The organism is Streptomyces kronopolitis (assembly GCF_014646275.1).
Taxonomy (GTDB): Bacteria; Actinomycetota; Actinomycetes; order Streptomycetales; family Streptomycetaceae; genus Streptomyces; species Streptomyces kronopolitis.
In genome coordinates this window covers 126,943-143,404 of record NZ_BMND01000016.1, presented here as the reverse complement: position 1 = coordinate 143,404, position 16,462 = coordinate 126,943, and the positions used below count along the sequence as shown (strand labels likewise).

The 16,462-nt window shown below is 71.9% G+C and carries 15 protein-coding genes; 8 read left to right on the top strand and 7 right to left on the bottom strand.

Going from position 1 to position 16,462, the window contains the following annotated elements; genetic code table 11:
• Positions 1 to 208: 208 nt before the first annotated feature.
• The 3 genes from IEY78_RS18885 to IEY78_RS18875 all read left to right on the top strand — a co-directional run bounded on the left by IEY78_RS18885 (position 209) and on the right by IEY78_RS18875 (position 3,147).
• Positions 209 to 1,171 (top strand): ABC transporter ATP-binding protein, encoded by a 963-nt coding sequence (locus tag IEY78_RS18885; RefSeq protein ID WP_189099789.1) that lies wholly within the window; start codon positions 209 to 211, stop codon positions 1,169 to 1,171.
• A gap of 88 nt (positions 1,172 to 1,259) precedes the next feature.
• Positions 1,260 to 2,048: an ABC transporter permease gene (locus IEY78_RS18880; RefSeq protein ID WP_189099788.1), complete on the top strand. Its 789-nt coding sequence runs from the start codon at positions 1,260 to 1,262 to the stop codon at positions 2,046 to 2,048.
• A gap of 94 nt (positions 2,049 to 2,142) precedes the next feature.
• On the top strand, positions 2,143 to 3,147 hold the full coding sequence (locus IEY78_RS18875) for a COX15/CtaA family protein (protein WP_189099787.1): 1,005 nt from the start codon (positions 2,143 to 2,145) through the stop codon (positions 3,145 to 3,147).
• On the opposite strand, the gene IEY78_RS18870 is transcribed toward IEY78_RS18875, so the two are convergent.
• The 3 genes from IEY78_RS18870 to IEY78_RS18860 all read right to left on the bottom strand — a co-directional run bounded on the left by IEY78_RS18870 (position 3,120) and on the right by IEY78_RS18860 (position 5,707).
• The gene (locus IEY78_RS18870) at positions 3,120 to 4,163 is read right to left on the bottom strand and encodes an amidohydrolase (RefSeq protein ID WP_189099786.1); all 1,044 of its coding nucleotides are present in this window, start codon (positions 4,161 to 4,163) and stop codon (positions 3,120 to 3,122) included. The genes IEY78_RS18875 and IEY78_RS18870 overlap by 28 nt on opposite strands.
• Positions 4,164 to 4,296: 133 nt before the next feature.
• Positions 4,297 to 4,677 carry a hypothetical protein gene (locus tag IEY78_RS18865; protein WP_189099785.1) on the bottom strand — a complete coding sequence of 127 codons (381 nt, stop codon included), beginning with the start codon at positions 4,675 to 4,677 and terminating at the stop codon, positions 4,297 to 4,299.
• A 46-nt stretch (positions 4,678 to 4,723) separates the two neighbouring features.
• Positions 4,724 to 5,707, bottom strand: coding sequence for a heme o synthase (locus IEY78_RS18860; protein WP_372509026.1), 984 nt, complete (start codon positions 5,705 to 5,707; stop codon positions 4,724 to 4,726).
• Between the two features lie 484 nt (positions 5,708 to 6,191).
• Between IEY78_RS18860 and tkt the strand changes: the two genes are divergently transcribed.
• From tkt to pgl, 5 genes are read left to right on the top strand one after another with little or no spacing between them, the layout of a single operon-like run.
• Positions 6,192 to 8,312, top strand: a complete 2,121-nt coding sequence (gene tkt / locus IEY78_RS18855; protein WP_189099781.1) for a transketolase — start codon at positions 6,192 to 6,194, stop codon at positions 8,310 to 8,312.
• Between the two features lie 34 nt (positions 8,313 to 8,346).
• Entirely contained in the window at positions 8,347 to 9,465 is a 1,119-nt protein-coding gene (gene tal, locus IEY78_RS18850) for a transaldolase (protein WP_189099779.1), read from the top strand.
• Between the two features lie 6 nt (positions 9,466 to 9,471).
• On the top strand, positions 9,472 to 11,004 hold the full coding sequence (zwf, locus tag IEY78_RS18845) for a glucose-6-phosphate dehydrogenase (protein WP_189099777.1): 1,533 nt from the start codon (positions 9,472 to 9,474) through the stop codon (positions 11,002 to 11,004).
• A complete protein-coding gene (gene opcA, locus IEY78_RS18840) occupies positions 11,001 to 12,023 on the top strand; it encodes a glucose-6-phosphate dehydrogenase assembly protein OpcA (RefSeq protein ID WP_189099775.1) in 1,023 nt (340 codons plus the stop codon). Before zwf ends, opcA begins: the two co-directional genes overlap by 4 nt.
• Positions 12,020 to 12,802, top strand: coding sequence for a 6-phosphogluconolactonase (pgl, locus tag IEY78_RS18835; protein ID WP_189099773.1), 783 nt, complete (start codon positions 12,020 to 12,022; stop codon positions 12,800 to 12,802). The genes opcA and pgl overlap by 4 nt, the downstream gene beginning before the upstream one ends.
• A gap of 93 nt (positions 12,803 to 12,895) precedes the next feature.
• Here pgl and pgi read toward each other — a convergent pair whose 3' ends face one another.
• The 4 genes from pgi to tpiA all read right to left on the bottom strand — a co-directional run bounded on the left by pgi (position 12,896) and on the right by tpiA (position 16,445).
• A complete protein-coding gene (pgi, locus tag IEY78_RS18830) occupies positions 12,896 to 14,551 on the bottom strand; it encodes a glucose-6-phosphate isomerase (RefSeq protein WP_189099771.1) in 1,656 nt (551 codons plus the stop codon).
• Positions 14,552 to 14,821: 270 nt separating this feature from the next.
• Positions 14,822 to 15,157, bottom strand: coding sequence for an RNA polymerase-binding protein RbpA (locus tag IEY78_RS18825; RefSeq protein ID WP_006606296.1), 336 nt, complete (start codon positions 15,155 to 15,157; stop codon positions 14,822 to 14,824).
• Between the two features lie 155 nt (positions 15,158 to 15,312).
• Positions 15,313 to 15,549: a preprotein translocase subunit SecG gene (gene secG, locus IEY78_RS18820; protein WP_189099770.1), complete on the bottom strand. Its 237-nt coding sequence runs from the start codon at positions 15,547 to 15,549 to the stop codon at positions 15,313 to 15,315.
• 140 nt (positions 15,550 to 15,689) lie between these two features.
• A complete protein-coding gene (gene tpiA, locus IEY78_RS18815) occupies positions 15,690 to 16,445 on the bottom strand; it encodes a triose-phosphate isomerase (RefSeq protein ID WP_189099838.1) in 756 nt (251 codons plus the stop codon).
• Positions 16,446 to 16,462: the final 17 nt, after the last annotated feature.

Sequence of the window (16,462 nt, the reverse complement as noted above, 5' to 3'; positions counted from 1 at the left end):
TACCCGCCGAGCCCCTCGAAAACCCCCGCGACCTGCGAGGCGACCGGATCGGCCGACAGGCGCGGACCCGGGTCGAGAGGGGCGCGAGAGGGCGCGCGGGCCAGCGGAAATAGTTCGGCCGCACACCCCCGTATTGCGTACCCCGGCGCCTTTTCGCACCGATGCCCCCACTGATGAGCGCCCCGCCACTCTCCGTAGACTGCCCGGCATGCCCAGCACCTCTCCGGGGGGCGCCCCCCGGCCCCCTGGCCGCGAGCCCGCCGTCGAGGTCGTCGGCCTGGTCAAGCGCTACGGCTCCAAGACCGCCGTCGACGGACTCGATCTGACCGTCGAACGCGGCGGGGTGACCGCCGTGCTCGGCCCCAACGGCGCCGGCAAGACCACCACCGTCGAGACCTGCGAGGGCTACCGCCGACCGGACGCCGGCCGGGTCCGTGTGCTGGGCCTGGACCCGGTCGCCGACGCCGCGGCGCTGCGGCCGCGCATCGGCGTGATGCTTCAGTCCGGCGGCGTCTACGCGGGCGCCCGGGCCGAGGAGATGCTGCGGCACACCGCCACCCTGCACGCCGACCCGCTCGACGTGGGCATGCTGATCGAGCGGCTCGGCCTGGGCAGCTGCGGCCGGACGCCCTACCGGCGGCTGTCCGGCGGCCAGCAGCAGCGCCTGGCGCTGGCGATGGCCGTGGTCGGCCGCCCCGAACTGGTCTTCCTCGACGAGCCGACGGCCGGGCTGGACCCGCAGGCCCGCCGCGCCACCTGGGACCTCGTCCGGGAGCTGCGCGCCGACGGCGTCAGCACGGTGCTGACCACCCACTTCATGGACGAGGCGGAGCAGCTCGCCGACGATGTGTCGATCATCGACGGCGGCAAGGTGATCGCCCGGGGCACCCCGGACGAACTGTGCCGCGGCGGCGCCGAGAACAGCCTGCGCTTCACCGGCCGGCCGGGCCTGGACATCGCCTCGCTCCTCAAGGCCCTGCCCGCGGACAGCGCCGCCGCGGAGCCGGTCTCCGGCGTCTACCGGGTGCACGGCAAGGTCAACCCCCAACTCCTGGCCACCGTCGCCTCCTGGTGCGCCCAGAACGGCGTGATGCCCGACGCGATAGCCGTCGAACGCCACACCCTGGAGGACGTCTTCCTCGAACTGACCGGCAGGGAGCTGCGCGCATGAACCAGGCCTGCACGACGTTCGGCCGGAGGTGCGGAGATCGCCCCCCGGGAAGGCACAGTCTTGAGCTGACCGGCAGGGAGCCGCGCGCATGACCACGACCGAGACCGGCGCCGCCGCCGGCACGTTCGCCCCGAGGCCGGGCGCGGCCCCGCTGCCCCGGATGATCCGGGCGCAGGCGGCGCTGGAGACCCGGATGCTGCTGCGCAACGGCGAGCAGCTGCTGCTGACCGTCGTCATCCCCACGCTGCTGCTGGTGCTGTTCTCCGCCGTCGACATCGTCGACACCGGGTCCGGCAAGCCGGTGGACTTCCTCGCGCCGGGCGTGCTCGCGCTGGCCGTGATGTCCACGGCGTTCACCGGCCAGGCCATCGCCACCGGCTTCGAGCGCCGCTACGGCGTCCTCAAGCGGCTGGCCGTCTCCCCGCTCCCCCGCTGGGCGCTGATGACCGCCAAGACCTGCGCGGTGCTGGTCACCGAGGTCCTGCAGACGGTGCTGCTGACGGCGATCGCCCTCGCGCTGGGCTGGTCCCCGCAGGGCGGCCCGCTGCCGGTGCTGCTGCTGCTCGTCCTGGGCACGGCCGCCTTCTCGGGCCTGGGCCTCCTCATGGCGGGGACGCTGAAGGCCGAGGCGACGCTGGCCGCCGCCAACCTGGTCTTCCTGCTGCTGCTGGTCGGCGGCGGGGTGATCGTGCCGCTCACCAAGTTCCCGGCGGCCGCGCAGTCGGTCCTGCAGTTCCTGCCCGTCTCGGCCCTCTCGGACGGCCTGCGCGACGTCCTCCAGCACGGCGCCGGGACGCCGTGGGCCGACCTGGGCATCCTCGCCGCCTGGGCGGTCCTCGGGCTGGGCGCGGCGGCGAAGTTCTTCCGCTGGGAGTAGCCGGGACCGCGGGCCCGGTCACCGGGGGCGACCCGGCGTGGCGCCGGGACCCCCTCGTGAAAACTTGCACAAGGCCCGTCCTACGATGTCTCCCGTGCCGAACACGCTGAATCCCCTTGAGCTGATCGCCCGCCGCTGGCAGCCCTCCGCGGCCTTCGTGCGGCGGGCCGCGCTGGCCGCCGTCGTGATGGCCGTGATCATCGTCGTCACGGGCGGCGCGGTCCGGCTCTCCCAGTCCGGGCTGGGCTGCTCGACCTGGCCCAAGTGCACCCCGGACAGCCTGACGCCGACCGCCGCCATGGGCATCAATGGCCTCATCGAGTTCGGCAACCGCATGCTGACCTATGTGCTGTGCGCGGTCATCGGGCTGTTCATCATCGCCGCCCGCGCCCGCCACCCCCGGCGCCGCGCGCTCACCCGCCTCGGCTGGGCGCAGTTCTGGATCGTCATGAGCAACGCCATCATCGGCGGCATCACGGTCCTCACCGGCCTCAACCCGTACATCGTCAGCGCGCACTTCCTGGCGTCCACGGCACTGCTCACCGTCGCCGTGGTGACCTGGAAGCGGGCGGGCGAGGGCGACGAGGAGCCGCGTGACCTGGTGGCCCGCCCGGTGCGGCAGCTGGCGTGGCTGCTGGTGGCGGCCTCCGGCGCGCTCACCGCCCTCGGCACCGTCGTCACCGGCGCGGGGCCGCACGCGGGCGACGCCCGCAAGGTCCACCGGATCGCGGTGGACTGGCAGGAGATCACCCAGCTGCACGTCGACTTCGTCTACATCGTCGTCGGCCTGACCGTCGCCCTGTGGTTCACGCTGCGGGCCGTCAAGGCGCCGGCCGCCCCCCGCCGCGCGGTCCTGGAGCTGTTCGTCTGCCTCGCCGCGCAGGGCGTCATCGGCTACGTCCAGTACTTCACCGGCCTGCCCGCGTTCGTCGTCGGGCTGCACATGCTGGGCTCGGCCCTGGTGTGGATCTGCGTGCTGCGGGTGGCCATGTCGCTGCGCGACCGCGGTCCGCTCCCGGAGGGGGAGCCCGCCGCGCCCGCCGCCCCGGACGCGCACGAGGTGTCCGGCCCTCAGCCGGCCGCCGCGTCCAGCCGGTAGACCCGTCGCGCGGTCCCCGACCCGACCATCTCCGTGATCCGCCGCCCGTCCCCGGCGCCGCACAGCCCCTCGTCGGTCCACTCCCGCACGAGTCGGCTCATGGCGCGCAGGAAGGACCGGGCGGCGGTGACGTACAGCTCGGGCAGCCCGCGGGCGCCGGAGGAGAACAGCAGCTTGCCGAACGGCGCCTGACCGAGCGTGTCCTCGGGGCGGGGCCCGGCGTCGGCGTACACATGGGAGTGCAGCGCGGCCAGCTGCGCCGCCCGCCGGTGGTGCGGCGCGGCAGGCAGCAGCACCAGATCCGGGCCGCCGGCCGTGGCCCGCAGGAACGCCGCCAGGGGCGCGGGGTCGGGGCAGTGCAGCTGCACCGGCAGGCCGGTCGCCACCGCGCTCCACAGCAGATGCCGCAGCAGGGCGGGCTCGCCGAGCCGCTCCCCGGGGCGGCGCCCGCGCAGCCAGCGGTCCGCGGCGCGCCGCACCTCGCCGGCCTCGGGGGCGCGGCCGTCGCAGTGGGTGGCCCCGGAGGCGAAGGCGGTGGCGTGCTGGGCCGCGCCGTAGAGGGCCTCGGCGGTGTAGCCGAGGAAGGAGTCGACGCTGCCGGAGGTGTCGGCGATCTGCTCGGCGAGCGGTTCGAGCCGGACGACCTCGTGCGCGGGGGCCTCGGCGGCGGTGGCGAGTTCGGTGGCCGAGGTCAGGTCGCCGGGGGCGCCGGCGGCCAGCAGGAACGTGCCGATGCCGCAGCCGCGCAGCAGCATCCGTCCGGCGCGGAAGGCCCCGACCTCGCGTCTGCGGGCGAGGTAGCGGGCCGGCGGGCAGTGCGGTTCCAGGCCGAGCAGCGGGGGGCACCAGCGGCGTATCGCCAGGCCGGTGACGGTGTCGAAGTAGCTGGTGCCGGCCGGTGCCGGGCCCTGGGCACCGACCGCGGCGGCGAGGTGGGTCTCGAAGGAGCCGAGGCCGAGCTCGCCGTGCACCGCGCCGTGGCTGTACTGATCGATGAGCGGTGGAGATCCGTCCATCCGCCCTCCTCGCCGTGAGCCCGCCGGGCGGCACGAGCGCCGCGCCCGGTGGGCCTAACGGACGGAGGGGTGGCGAGGTAGCGGGCTCCGCTTCCGGCGTGCGCTCCGGCGCACGGCGCACGGGCCCCGGCCGTCAGGCGTTGGCCGGGCCGCCCACCTGGATGCCCGCCATCCGGGACCACTCGTAGCGGCCGGTGCGGACGCGGGCGGCGAGGTCGCCGTCGAAGTCGTCCTGGAGCGCGAGGCCGGCCTGCGCGGCGGCGTCCTTGGCGGTGTCCGCGTCGTCGGCGACGAGGGTGCCCCACTCGCCGTTGGCCCCGACGAGGGCGATCCGGATGCGGCCGCGGCCGATGTGCGCGAGCTGGCCTTCGGCGCTGCCGCCGTGGGTGGTGGCGAAGGCGCGGATCTCGCGGGCCAGTTTGGCCGCGCGCCGGCCGGCCCGTTTCCCGGCGGCCGCGCCGCCCGCCGTCTCCACCTGCTCGTCCGCCTGCTGGATGTCTGCCATGAACAGCATGCTACCCGCGAGTACGGCCCTTTGTGCGGGTGATCCGCCACACCCTCTAGCGCAGGAAGGGGTCCACGGCCACGGCGACGAACAGCAGGGACACATAGGTGATGGACCAGTGGAACAGCCGCATCTCCTTGAGCTTGGCGCCCGTGATCCCAGCCTTGGCGCGGGCCTGCAGACCGTGCGCCTCCTTCAGCCAGAAGGCGCCGCAGACCAGGGCGACCGCGGTGTACAGCCAGCCGGTGTAGCCCAGCGGCTGGAGCAGCAGGGAGACGCCGACCATCACCCAGCTGTAGGCGACGATCTGGCGCGCGACGACCTTGTTGCCCGCCACGGCCGGCAGCATCGGCACCCCGACCCGCTCGTAGTCGTCCTTGACCTTCATCGACAGCGGCCAGTAGTGCGGCGGCGTCCAGAAGAAGATGACGAGGAAGAGGATCACCGCGGCCCAGGAGAACGAGTTCGTCACCGCGGACCAGCCGATGAAGACCGGCATGCAGCCCGCGATGCCGCCCCAGACGATGTTCTGGGTGGTGCGCCGCTTGAGGATCATCGTGTAGACGACGACGTAGAAGAGCAGCGCCCCGAGCGACAGCGCCGCCGACAGCGGGTTGACGAAGTACCAGAACCAGGCGGTGGAGCCGACCGCGAGGGCGGTCGCGAAGACCAGGCACTCGCGCGGCGAGACCATGCCGGTGACCAGCGGCCGCTGCGACGTGCGGTCCATCAGCGCGTCGATGTCGCGGTCGAGGTACATGTTGAAGGCCGCGGCGCCGCCGGCGGAGAGGTACCCGCCGATGCAGGTCGCCAGGACGAGCCACAGATCGGGCACCCCCTGGGCCGCCAGGAACATCACCGGCACGGTGGTCATCAGCAGCAGCTCGATGACCCGTGGCTTGGTCAGTGCCACGAACGCCTTGAGGCGGGCCCCGAACGGCCGCGCACCGGGATTCGCGGAGACCTCAGAGGGCTCCCCCACTGCCTTGACGGCGTGGGCGGTACCCCCACCCGCAGGACGGGATTCGACGGCCGTCACGCACACCCCTGGAAGTAACATCAGCGGCCTCTGCCGCAGAAGAGATAAGGCCTGCAAGCTCCTTCGGCGGTGTGGACCCGTCGGGGAAGGGCTTGCGCGTACCACGCCACTTTAGACGTTGGCCATACGGCGATCTTCGCGGGGGTGGGCTCGTGTTGGGCACCGGGCCCCCGGGCCGCCCGGACGTCGGGGCCCGCCGGCGCACCCGCTCTCTCCCCCGGTCTCTCCCCCGGCGTTCGGGAGGCGGACCGGACCGGCGCCCGGCAGTCTGGTGGTACGGCCGCCCGGTCCGGACCGGGAATGCGCCGGGTCCCGACGCGGTTGCCCGGAGCGAGTGTCACGACGCCCCGCACCGACCGACTGAGCGCCGGAAACGTCGACTGAGCGTCGAAAAGACGCACGCACTTGCGGGGGTAGGCTCGACACCGCCTGGCGGACATACCGTCCGCGGCATTCGACATGTGGAGAGGAGCCCTGACGCAGGGTGAGCACCAAGCCGACCACCACAGATCTCGAGTGGAACGAACTGGACCAGCGGGCGGTGGACACCGTTCGTGTCCTGGCCATGGATTCCGTGCAGAAGGTCGGTAACGGCCATCCGGGTACGGCCATGAGCCTGGCCCCGGCCGCCTATCTTCTCTTCCAGAAGCTGATGCGGCACGACCCGGCGGACGCGAACTGGACCGGTCGCGACCGGTTCGTCCTCTCCGCGGGCCACTCCAGCCTGACCCTCTACATCCAGCTCTTCCTCGCCGGCTACGGCCTGGAGCTGGACGACCTGAAGGCGTTCCGCACCTGGGGCTCGAAGACCCCCGGTCACCCGGAGTACGGCCACACCACCGGCGTGGAGACCACCACCGGCCCGCTGGGCCAGGGTGTCGCCAACGCGGTCGGCATGGCGATGGCGGCGCGCTACGAGCGCGGCCTGTTCGACCCGGACGCCGCCGAGGGCACCTCCCCCTTCGACCACACCGTCTACTGCATCGCCGGTGACGGCTGCCTCCAGGAGGGCATCTCCGCCGAGGCGTCCTCCACGGCGGGCCACCAGAAGCTCGGCAACCTCGTCCTGCTGTGGGACGACAACCACATCTCCATCGAGGGCGACACCGAGACCGCGGTCTCCGAGGACACCCTCAAGCGCTACGAGGCCTACGGCTGGCACGTCCAGCGCGTCGCGCCGCTGCCCAGCGGCGACCTCGACCCGGCCGGTCTGGCCCGGGCCCTGGAGGCCGCGAAGGCCGAGACCGGCCGCCCGTCGTTCATCGCGATGCGCTCGATCATCGCCTGGCCGGCCCCGCACGCCCAGAACACCGAGGCCGCGCACGGCTCGGCGCTGGGTGACGAGGAGGTCGCGGCCACCAAGCGCGTCCTGGGCTTCGACCCCGAGAAGTCCTTCGACGTCGCCGACGAGGTGCTGGGGCACACCCGTGGCGCCCTCGACCGCGGCCGCGACGCCAAGAAGGAGTGGGAGAAGTCCTTCGCCGCCTGGCGCACCGCCAACCCCGAGCGCGCCGCGGACTTCGACCGGATCGCCGCGGGCGAGCTGCCCGAGGGCTGGGAGGAGCACCTCCCGGCGTTCGAGACCGGCAAGGCGGTGGCCACCCGCGCCGCGTCGGGCAAGGTGCTGCAGGCGCTCGGTGCGGTCATCCCCGAGCTGTGGGGCGGCTCCGCCGACCTCGCGGGCTCCAACAACACCACGATCGACAAGACCTCGTCGTTCCTGCCCGAGGGCAACCCGCTGCCGGGCGCCGACCCGTACGGCCGCACGATCCACTTCGGCATCCGCGAGCACGCCATGGCCGCGGAGATGAACGGCATCACCCTGCACGGCAACACCCGGGTCTACGGCGGCACCTTCCTGGTGTTCTCCGACTACATGCGCAACGCCGTCCGGCTGTCCGCGCTGATGCACCTGCCGGTGACGTACGTGTGGACGCACGACTCCATCGGTCTGGGCGAGGACGGCCCGACCCACCAGCCCGTCGAGCACCTCGCCTCGCTGCGCGCCATCCCGGGCCTGAACGTGGTCCGCCCGGCCGACGCCAACGAGACCGCCATCGCCTGGCGCGAGATCCTCAAGCGCTGGACGAAGGAGTACGGCGTGGGGGCCCCGCACGGCCTCGCGCTGACCCGCCAGGGCGTGCCGACGTACCCGGCCAACGAGAACGCCGCCAAGGGCGGTTACGTGCTGTTCGAGGCCGCGGGCCCGGACGGCGGGGACGCGGCACCGCAGGTCGTGCTGATCGGCACCGGCTCCGAGGTGCAGCTCGCCGTCGAGGCGCGCGAGCAGCTGCAGGCCGAGGGCGTCGCCACCCGCGTGGTGTCCATGCCGTCGGTCGAGTGGTTCGAGCAGCAGGACCGGGCCTACCGCGACAGCGTGCTCCCCCCGGCCGTGAAGGCCCGGGTCGCCGTCGAGGCCGGCATCGGCCTGACCTGGCACCGCTACGTCGGCGACGCCGGCCGCATCGTCTCGCTGGAGCACTTCGGTGCCTCGGCCGACGCCAAGGTCCTCTTCCGCGAGTTCGGGTTCACCCCGGACGCGGTCGCGGCCGCCGCCCGGGACTCGCTCGCCGCGAGCACCGGTGCCGAAGCGACCGCACGCTGACGCCCGTACACGACACGTAGGAGATGCAGAACCCATGACAGACGCACTCAAGCGCCTCTCCGACGAGGGCGTGGCGATCTGGCTGGACGATCTGTCGCGCAAGCGCATCACGTCCGGCAACCTCGCCGAGCTGATCGACCAGCAGCACGTCGTCGGTGTCACCACGAACCCGTCGATCTTCCAGAAGGCGATCTCCTCGGGCGACGGCTACCAGCAGCAGGTCGCCGACCTCGCCGCCCGCAAGGTCACCGTCGAGGAAGCCATCCGCATGATCACGACGGCGGACGTCCGCGACGCCGCCGACATCCTGCGGCCGGTCTTCGACTCCACCGGCGGCCAGGACGGCCGGGTCTCGATCGAGGTCGACCCCCGCCTGGCGCACCACACGACCGCGACCATCGCCGAGGCCAAGCAGCTGGCGTGGCTGGTGGACCGCCCGAACACGCTGATCAAGATCCCGGCCACCAAGGCGGGCCTCCCGGCGATCACCGAGGTCATCGGCCTGGGCATCAGCGTCAACGTCACGCTGATCTTCTCGCTGGAGCGCTACCGCGAGGTCATGGACGCCTACCTCGCGGGCCTGGAGAAGGCCAAGGCCGCGGGCCTGGACCTGTCCCTGATCCGTTCGGTGGCGTCGTTCTTCGTGTCCCGGGTGGACACCGAGATCGACAAGCGCCTGGAGAAGCTCGGCACGGACGAGGCCAAGGCCCTCAAGGGCAAGGCCGCGCTGGCCAACGCCCGACTGGCCTACCAGGCGTACGAGGAGGTCTTCTCCTCCGCGCGCTGGGCCGCCCTCGACAAGGCCGGCGCCCACAAGCAGCGTCCGCTGTGGGCCTCGACCGGCGTCAAGGACCCGGCCTTCAAGGACACGCTGTACGTCGACGAGCTGGTCGCCCCGGGCACGGTCAACACCATGCCGGAGGCCACCCTGGAGGCCACCGCGGCCCGCGGTGAGATCACCGGCGACACCATCCGCGGCGGGTACGACACGGCCCGGGCCGACCTCGGTGCGCTCGCGAAGCTCGGGATCTCGTACGACGATGTCGTGCAGCTCCTGGAGGACGAGGGCGTGGAGAAGTTCGAGGCCTCCTGGATTGACCTGCTCAAGTCGACGGAGGCGGAGCTCAAGCGCCTCGCTCCCTCGGAGGGCTGATCTCCTTTGTCCGATGCAAGCGGAGCCAACCCGCTTCGTGACCCCGCAGACCGACGGCTCCCGCGTATCGCGGGGCCGTCGGGCCTGGTCATCTTCGGCGTCACGGGCGATTTGTCCCGTAAAAAGCTGATGCCCGCGGTGTACGACCTGGCCAACCGCGGCCTGCTTCCGCCCGGTTTCTCCCTCATCGGGTTCGCCCGTCGTGAGTGGGAGCACGAGGACTTCGCGCACGAGGTCTACGAGGCGGTCAAGCAGCACTCCCGTACGCCGTTCCGCGAGGAGGTCTGGCAGCAGCTGGTCCAGGGCTGCCGCTTCGTCCAGGGCACCTTCGACGACGACGACGCCTTCGAGACGCTCAAGCAGACGATAAGCGAGCTGGACAAGGCCCAGGGCACCGGCGGCAACTTCGCCTTCTACCTCTCCGTGCCGCCGAAGTTCTTCCCCAAGGTCGTCCAGCAGCTCAAGAAGCACGGGCTGGCCGACCAGAAGGAGGGCTCCTGGCGCCGCGCCGTCATCGAGAAGCCCTTCGGCCACAACCTCCAGAGCGCCCAGGAGCTCAACCGGATCGTCCACGACGTCTTCCCGACGAACGAGGTCTTCCGGATCGACCACTACCTGGGCAAGGAGACGGTCCAGAACATCCTGGCGCTGCGCTTCGCCAACACGATGTTCGAGCCGCTGTGGAACCGCAGCTATGTCGACCACGTCCAGATCACCATGGCCGAGGACATCGGCATCGGCGGCCGCGCCGGCTACTACGACGGCATCGGCGCCGCCCGGGACGTCATCCAGAACCACCTCCTCCAGCTCCTCGCGCTGACCGCCATGGAGGAGCCGGCCTCCTTCGAGGCGGACGCGCTGGTCGCGGAGAAGACCAAGGTGCTGGGCGCGGTCAAGATCCCCAAGGATCTCGGCAAGGAGACCGTCCGGGGGCAGTACGCGGCGGGCTGGCAGGGCGGCGAACAGGCCGTCGGCTACCTCGAGGAAGACGGCATCGACCCCAAGTCGAAGACCGACACCTACGCCGCCGTCAAGCTGCGGATCGACAACCGCCGCTGGGCCGGCGTGCCGTTCTACCTGCGCACCGGCAAGCGCCTGGGCCGCCGGGTCACCGAGATCGCGGTGGTCTTCCAGCGCGCCCCGCACTCCCCCTTCGACCACACCGCCACCGAGGAGCTGGGGCAGAACGCCCTGGTCATCCGGGTGCAGCCGGACGAGGGCGTGACCGTGCGGTTCGGCTCGAAGGTGCCCGGCACCTCGCTGGAGGTGCGCGACGTCTCGATGGACTTCGCGTACGGCGAGTCCTTCACGGAGTCCAGCCCCGAGGCGTACGAGCGGCTGATCCTGGACGTGCTGCTGGGCGACGCGAACCTCTTCCCGCGGCTGGAGGAGGTCGAGCAGTCCTGGCGCATCCTCGACCCGATCGAGGAGTACTGGGACAAGCACGGCAAGCCCGCGCAGTACCAGGCGGGCACCTGGGGCCCCACCGAGGCGGACGAAATGCTCGCACGAGACGGACGGAGCTGGCGCCGGCCATGAAGATCGATCTGACCGAAACCACAGCCAGCAAGATCAACAAGGCGCTGGTCGAGGGCCGCCGCGCCGTCGGCACCCCCGCCATCGGCATGGTGCTCACCCTCGTCATCGTCACCGACGAGGAGAACGCCTACGACGCCCTCAAGGCCGCCAACGAGGCCTCGCGGGAGCACCCCTCCCGCACCCTCGTCGTCGTCAAGCGGGTCAGCCGGTCGCCGCGCGACCGCGCCAAGGCCCGCCTGGACGCCGAGGTGCGGGTCGGCACGGACGCCGGCACCGGCGAGACGGTCATACTCCGGCTCTACGGCGAGGTGATCGACCACGCCCAGTCCGTGGTGCTGCCGCTGCTGCTGCCGGACGCCCCGGTGGTGGTCTGGTGGGCGGTGAACGCGCCGCTGGATCCCGCCAAGGACCCGCTCGGCGCGCTGGCCCAGCGCCGGGTCACCGACGCCTACGCCGCCGAGCAGCCGGTGCGGGAGCTGTCCGCCCGCGCGGAGTCCTACACACCGGGCGACACGGACCTGTCCTGGACCCGGATCACGCCGTGGCGCTCGATGCTGGCGGCGGCGCTGGACCAGGCCCCGTGCACGGTCGCCTCGGCCGAGGTCGAGGGCGAGGAGTTCAACCCCAGCTGCGAGCTGCTCGCCATGTGGCTGGCCGACCGGCTGAAGATCCCGGTCAGCCGCAAGGTGTCGGCCGGCCCCGGCCTGACCGCCGTCCGCATGGACTCCAGCATCGGCTCGATCGTGCTGGACCGCCCGGACGGTTCGCTGGCCACGCTCTGCATGCCGGAGCAGCCCGACCGTGCGGTGGCGCTCAAGCGGCGGGACACCTCCGAGCTGCTCGCCGAGGAGCTGCGCCGACTCGACCCGGACGACATCTACGCCGCCGCGCTCAAGTACGGCGTGGACCGGCTCCGCACGGGCAAGGACGCCGCCCCGGCGGACCCGGACCCGGCCGGCGGCGCCGCGGCCAAGCCCGCGGCGAAGAAGGCGGCCACGAAGAAGGCAGCCGCCAAGTGAGCGCTCCGCAGGTCGTCGTCCACCGCGACAAGGAGCTGATGGCCAAGGCGGCGGCCGCCCGGCTGATCACCAAGATCGTGGACGCCCAGGCCGCCCGGGGCTCCGCCTCGGTGGTGCTGACCGGCGGGCGCAACGGCAACGGGCTGCTCGCGGCCGTCGCCGAGGCGCCCGCGCGGGACGCGGTGGACTGGTCCCGGCTCGATCTGTGGTGGGGCGACGAGCGCTTCGCACCGGACGGCGACCCGGAGCGCAACCACACCCAGGCCCGGGAGGTGCTGCTGGACAGCGTCCCGCTGGACCCGGCCCGGGTGCATCCGATGCCCCCCTCGGACGGCCCGTACGGCAATGACGCCGATGCCGCCGCCGAGGCCTACGCGGCCCGGCTCGCCGCCGCCGCGGGACCCGAGGACCACGGCCCGGTGCCGTCCTTCGACGTCCTGCTGCTCGGCGTCGGCCCGGACACCCATGTCGCCTCGCTCTTCCCGGAGCTGCCCGCCGTCCGCGAGCAGGAGCGGACGGTGGTGGGGGTGCACGGTGCGCCCAAGCCGCCGCCGACCCGGGTCTCGCTGACCCTGCCCGCGATCCGCGCGGCACGGGAGGTCTGGCTGCTGGCGGCGGGCGCGGACAAGGCCAACGCCGCGGCCATGGCCCTGTCCGGGGCCGGCGAGGTCCAGGCCCCGGCGGCCGGTGCCCGCGGCCGCAGCCGGACCCTGTGGCTGCTGGACGAGGCCGCCGCGGCGCAACTGCCACGCGGGCTCTACCCGCCGGCGTCGGCCTGACCTGGCCCACCCCGCGACGCCGAAGGCCCCGCACCCCCTTGAGGGTGCGGGGCCTTCGCCGTCAGGGCAGCGCGCCGTCGGGACGGCGCCGGATCAACGCCCGCGCAGCGCGCGGTACGTGTCGACCAGGCCGGCCGTCGAGGCGTCCAGCCCCGGGACCTCGGCGCCCTCGGTCAGCGCGGGCTCGACCCGCTTGGCCAGGACCTTGCCCAGCTCCACGCCCCACTGGTCGAAGGAGTCGATGTTCCAGACCGCGCCCTGGACGAACACCTTGTGCTCGTAGAGCGCGATCAACTGGCCCAGCACGGACGGGCTGAGCTCCTTGGCCAGGATGGTGGTGGTGGGGCGGTTGCCCGGGAAGGTCTTGTGCGGGACCAGCTCCTCGGCCACGCCCTCGGCGCGCACCTCGTCCGGCGTCTTGCCGAAGGCCAGCGCCTGGCCCTGCGCGAAGAGGTTCGCCATCAGCAGGTCGTGCTGCGGCACGAGACGGGGCTGCAGATCGGCGACCGGCTCGGCGAAGCCCAGGAGGTCGGCCGGGATCATCTTGGTGCCCTGGTGGAGCAGCTGGTAGTAGGCGTGCTGGCCGTTGGTGCCGGGCGTGCCCCAGACGACGGGCCCGGTCTGCCAGTCGACGCGCTGCCCGTCGCGGTCCACCGACTTGCCGTTGGACTCCATGTCCAACTGCTGGAGGTAGGCGGTGAACTTGGAGAGGTAGTGGCTGTAGGGCAGCACGGCGTGGGACTGGGCGTCCCAGAAGTTGCCGTACCAGATGCCCAGCAGGCCCATCAGCATCGGGGCGTTCGCGAGCGGCTCGGCGGTGCGGAAGTGCTCGTCGACGAGGTGGAAGCCCGCCAGCATCTCGCGGAAGCGCTCATGCCCGATCGCGACCATCAGCGACAGGCCGATGGCGGAGTCGAAGGAGTAGCGGCCGCCGACCCAGTCCCAGAACTCGAACATGTTGTCCGGGTTGATGCCGAACTCGGTGACCTTCTCGGCGTTGGTCGAGAGCGCCACGAAGTGCCGGGCGACGGCCTCCCCGCCGTCCACGCCCAGCCCGCTCAGCAGCCACTCGCGCGCCGAGGTGGCGTTGGTGATCGTCTCGATGGTGGTGAAGGTCTTCGAGGCGATGATGAACAGCGTCTCGGCCGGGTCCAGATCGCGGACCGCCTCGTGCAGATCGGCGCCGTCCACATTGGAGACGAAGCGGAACTGCATGTCCCGGTGGGTGTAGGCGCGCAGCGCCTCGTACGCCATCGCCGGGCCCAGGTCGGAGCCGCCGATACCGATGTTGACGACGGTCTTGATGCGCTTGCCGGTGTGGCCCTTCCAGTCGCCCGAGCGGACCCGGTCGGCGAAGGTGCCCATCTTCGTCAGCACGGCCTGCACGCCGGGGACGACGTTCTCCCCGTCGCTCTCGACCACCGCCGAGCCGGGCGCGCGCAGCGCGGTGTGCAGCACGGAGCGGTGCTCGGTGATGTTGATCTTCTCGCCGCGGAACATCGCGTCCCGCAGCCCGGCCACGCCGGTCGCCGCGGCCAGTTCGCCCAGCAGCCGCAGCGTCTCGTCGGTGACCAGGTGCTTGGAGTAGTCCAGGTGCAGATCGCCCACCTGGAGGGTGTAGCGCTCGGCGCGTGCCGGATCCCGCTCGAACAGCTCGCGCAGATGCGCCTTCCCCAGCTGCTCGCGGTGCTTGCCCAGCGCGGTCCACTCGGGCAACTGGTCGAGCCTGCTGCGGCCTTCTGCGTTCATCTCGGACTCTGCCTTCTTCATCTCGTAGCGGCCCCGCCGTCTCCCAACCTAATTGATCAGCGCGCGGTGGGAGCACCTCCCACTCGAGCGAAGCCGAGAGTGGGGGAAGGCAGCTGTCCGCCGCCGGACGGGGCGCTGACGGGGGCCTGAAGAACGGGTGCCGGCGCGGGGGCGGCGCTCTCCCGCGGCCCCCGGGGGCACAGACGCGGCCGGCCCGGCCGGAGGGCGTGCTGCCCTCCGGCCGGGCCGGCCGGTGTGTGTACGGGTCCGTCAGATCTCGCCGCGGAGCTTGGCGAGCGCCTCCGCGAGGATCGCCTCACCGTCGGCGTCGCTGCGACGCTCCCGGACGTAGGCGAGGTGGGTCTTGTACGGCTCGGTGCGCGGCGGGTCCGGCGGGCTGTCCCGGTCCTTGCCTGCCGGGAAACCACAGCGCGGGCAGTCCCAGGTGTCCGGAACCTGCGCGTCGCCGGCGAAGCTGGGCTGCGTCTCGTGCCCGTTGGAGCACCAGAAGGAGATGCGGGTGCGCGGCGCGGACTCGCCGCGCTCGGCCTCCCCCATCGGCCCCGCCCCGACCCGACTTCCTCGGATCGCGTTGCCACTTGCCACGGTCGTAACTCCCTGCGTAATGGTGCTGCACAGCCTCTCGCAGCAGCTGCGCTGCGGAACGCCCCAGTCTACGTAAGGCCCAACGCGCGTCCAGTGGCTGGAGTTACCCGTCCGAGGACGCCACCCTCATGATAGGCCGCGTCTCCGACGCCTCGTCAGTTGCCGAGCTTCATCAGGATGCCGAGCACGACGATGCAGGCGAACCACAGCAGCGCGATCACGATGGTGATGCGGTCGAGGTTACGCTCGGCGACCGAGGAGCCACCGACCGAGGACTGCATGCCGCCACCGAACATGTCGGACAGGCCGCCGCCCTTCCCCTTGTGCATGAGCACCAGCATCATCAGCAGCAGGCTGAAGACGATGAGGGCGATCGAGAACCCGATGACCACGGCTGGACCAACTCTCTAGGACTGACGGACGGACGAATGGATCAGTATTCGTGAAGCTTATGGTGCGGGGCCGGGTCGGCGCTGCTGCACCGGTCCCGGCCCCGACAGGGTACGACGAGGGCTCCCCCTCGTCATAGCCGCTACTGGTCGCGGAAGCGGACGATCTTCACGAATTCGTCCGCGTCCAGCGCCGCGCCGCCGATCAGCGCGCCGTCGACGTCGGGCTGCGCCATGATCGCGGCGACATTGCCGGACTTGACCGAGCCGCCGTACTGGATGCGGACCTTGTCGGCCAGCTCCTGGCTGTACAGCTCGGCGAGGCGGCCGCGGATGGCCCCGCAGACCTCCTGCGCGTCCTCGGGGGTGGCGACCTCGCCGGTGCCGATGGCCCACACCGGCTCGTAGGCGATCACGATCGTCTCGGCCTGCTCGGCCGGGACGTCCGCCAGGCCGCCGTCGACCTGGGCGAGGGTGTGCGCGACCTGGTTGCCGGCCTTGCGCACGTCCAGGCCCTCGCCGACGCACAGGATCGGGGTGATCCCGTTCTTGAAGGCGGCCTTGACCTTGGCGTTGCAGATCTCTTCGTTCTCGCCGTGGTACTGGCGGCGCTCGCTGTGGCCGACGGCCACGTACGCGCACTTGAGCTTGGCCAGCATCGGGCCGGAGATCTCGCCGGTGTAGGCGCCGGAGTCGTGCGCGGAGATGTCCTGGGCGCCGTACTTGATCTTGAGCTTGTCGCCGTCGATCAGCGTCTGCACCGACCGCAGGTCGGTGAAGGGCGGCAGGACCGCGACCTCTACGGCGTCGAAGTCCTTGTCGGCGAGGGCGAAGGCGAGCTTCTGGACGTGGGCGATGGCCTCGAGGTGGTTGAGGTTCATCTTCCAGTTGCCCGCCATCAGCGGGGTGCGGCCTT

Bases quoted from the DNA above. Each gene is read 5' to 3' on its own strand.
- IEY78_RS18885 (WP_189099789.1), top strand. From the start codon at position 209: ATGCCCAGCACCTCTCCGGGGGGCGCCCCCCGGCCCCCTGGCCGCGAG.
- IEY78_RS18880 (WP_189099788.1), top strand. From the start codon at position 1,260: ATGACCACGACCGAGACCGGCGCCGCCGCCGGCACGTTCGCCCCGAGG.
- IEY78_RS18870 (WP_189099786.1), bottom strand. From the start codon at position 4,163: ATGGACGGATCTCCACCGCTCATCGATCAGTACAGCCACGGCGCGGTG.
- IEY78_RS18865 (WP_189099785.1), bottom strand. From the start codon at position 4,677: ATGCTGTTCATGGCAGACATCCAGCAGGCGGACGAGCAGGTGGAGACG.
- tal (WP_189099779.1), top strand. From the start codon at position 8,347: ATGACAGACGCACTCAAGCGCCTCTCCGACGAGGGCGTGGCGATCTGG.
- opcA (WP_189099775.1), top strand. From the start codon at position 11,001: ATGAAGATCGATCTGACCGAAACCACAGCCAGCAAGATCAACAAGGCG.
- pgi (WP_189099771.1), bottom strand. From the start codon at position 14,551: ATGAACGCAGAAGGCCGCAGCAGGCTCGACCAGTTGCCCGAGTGGACC.
- tpiA (WP_189099838.1), bottom strand. From the start codon at position 16,445: ATGGCGGGCAACTGGAAGATGAACCTCAACCACCTCGAGGCCATCGCC.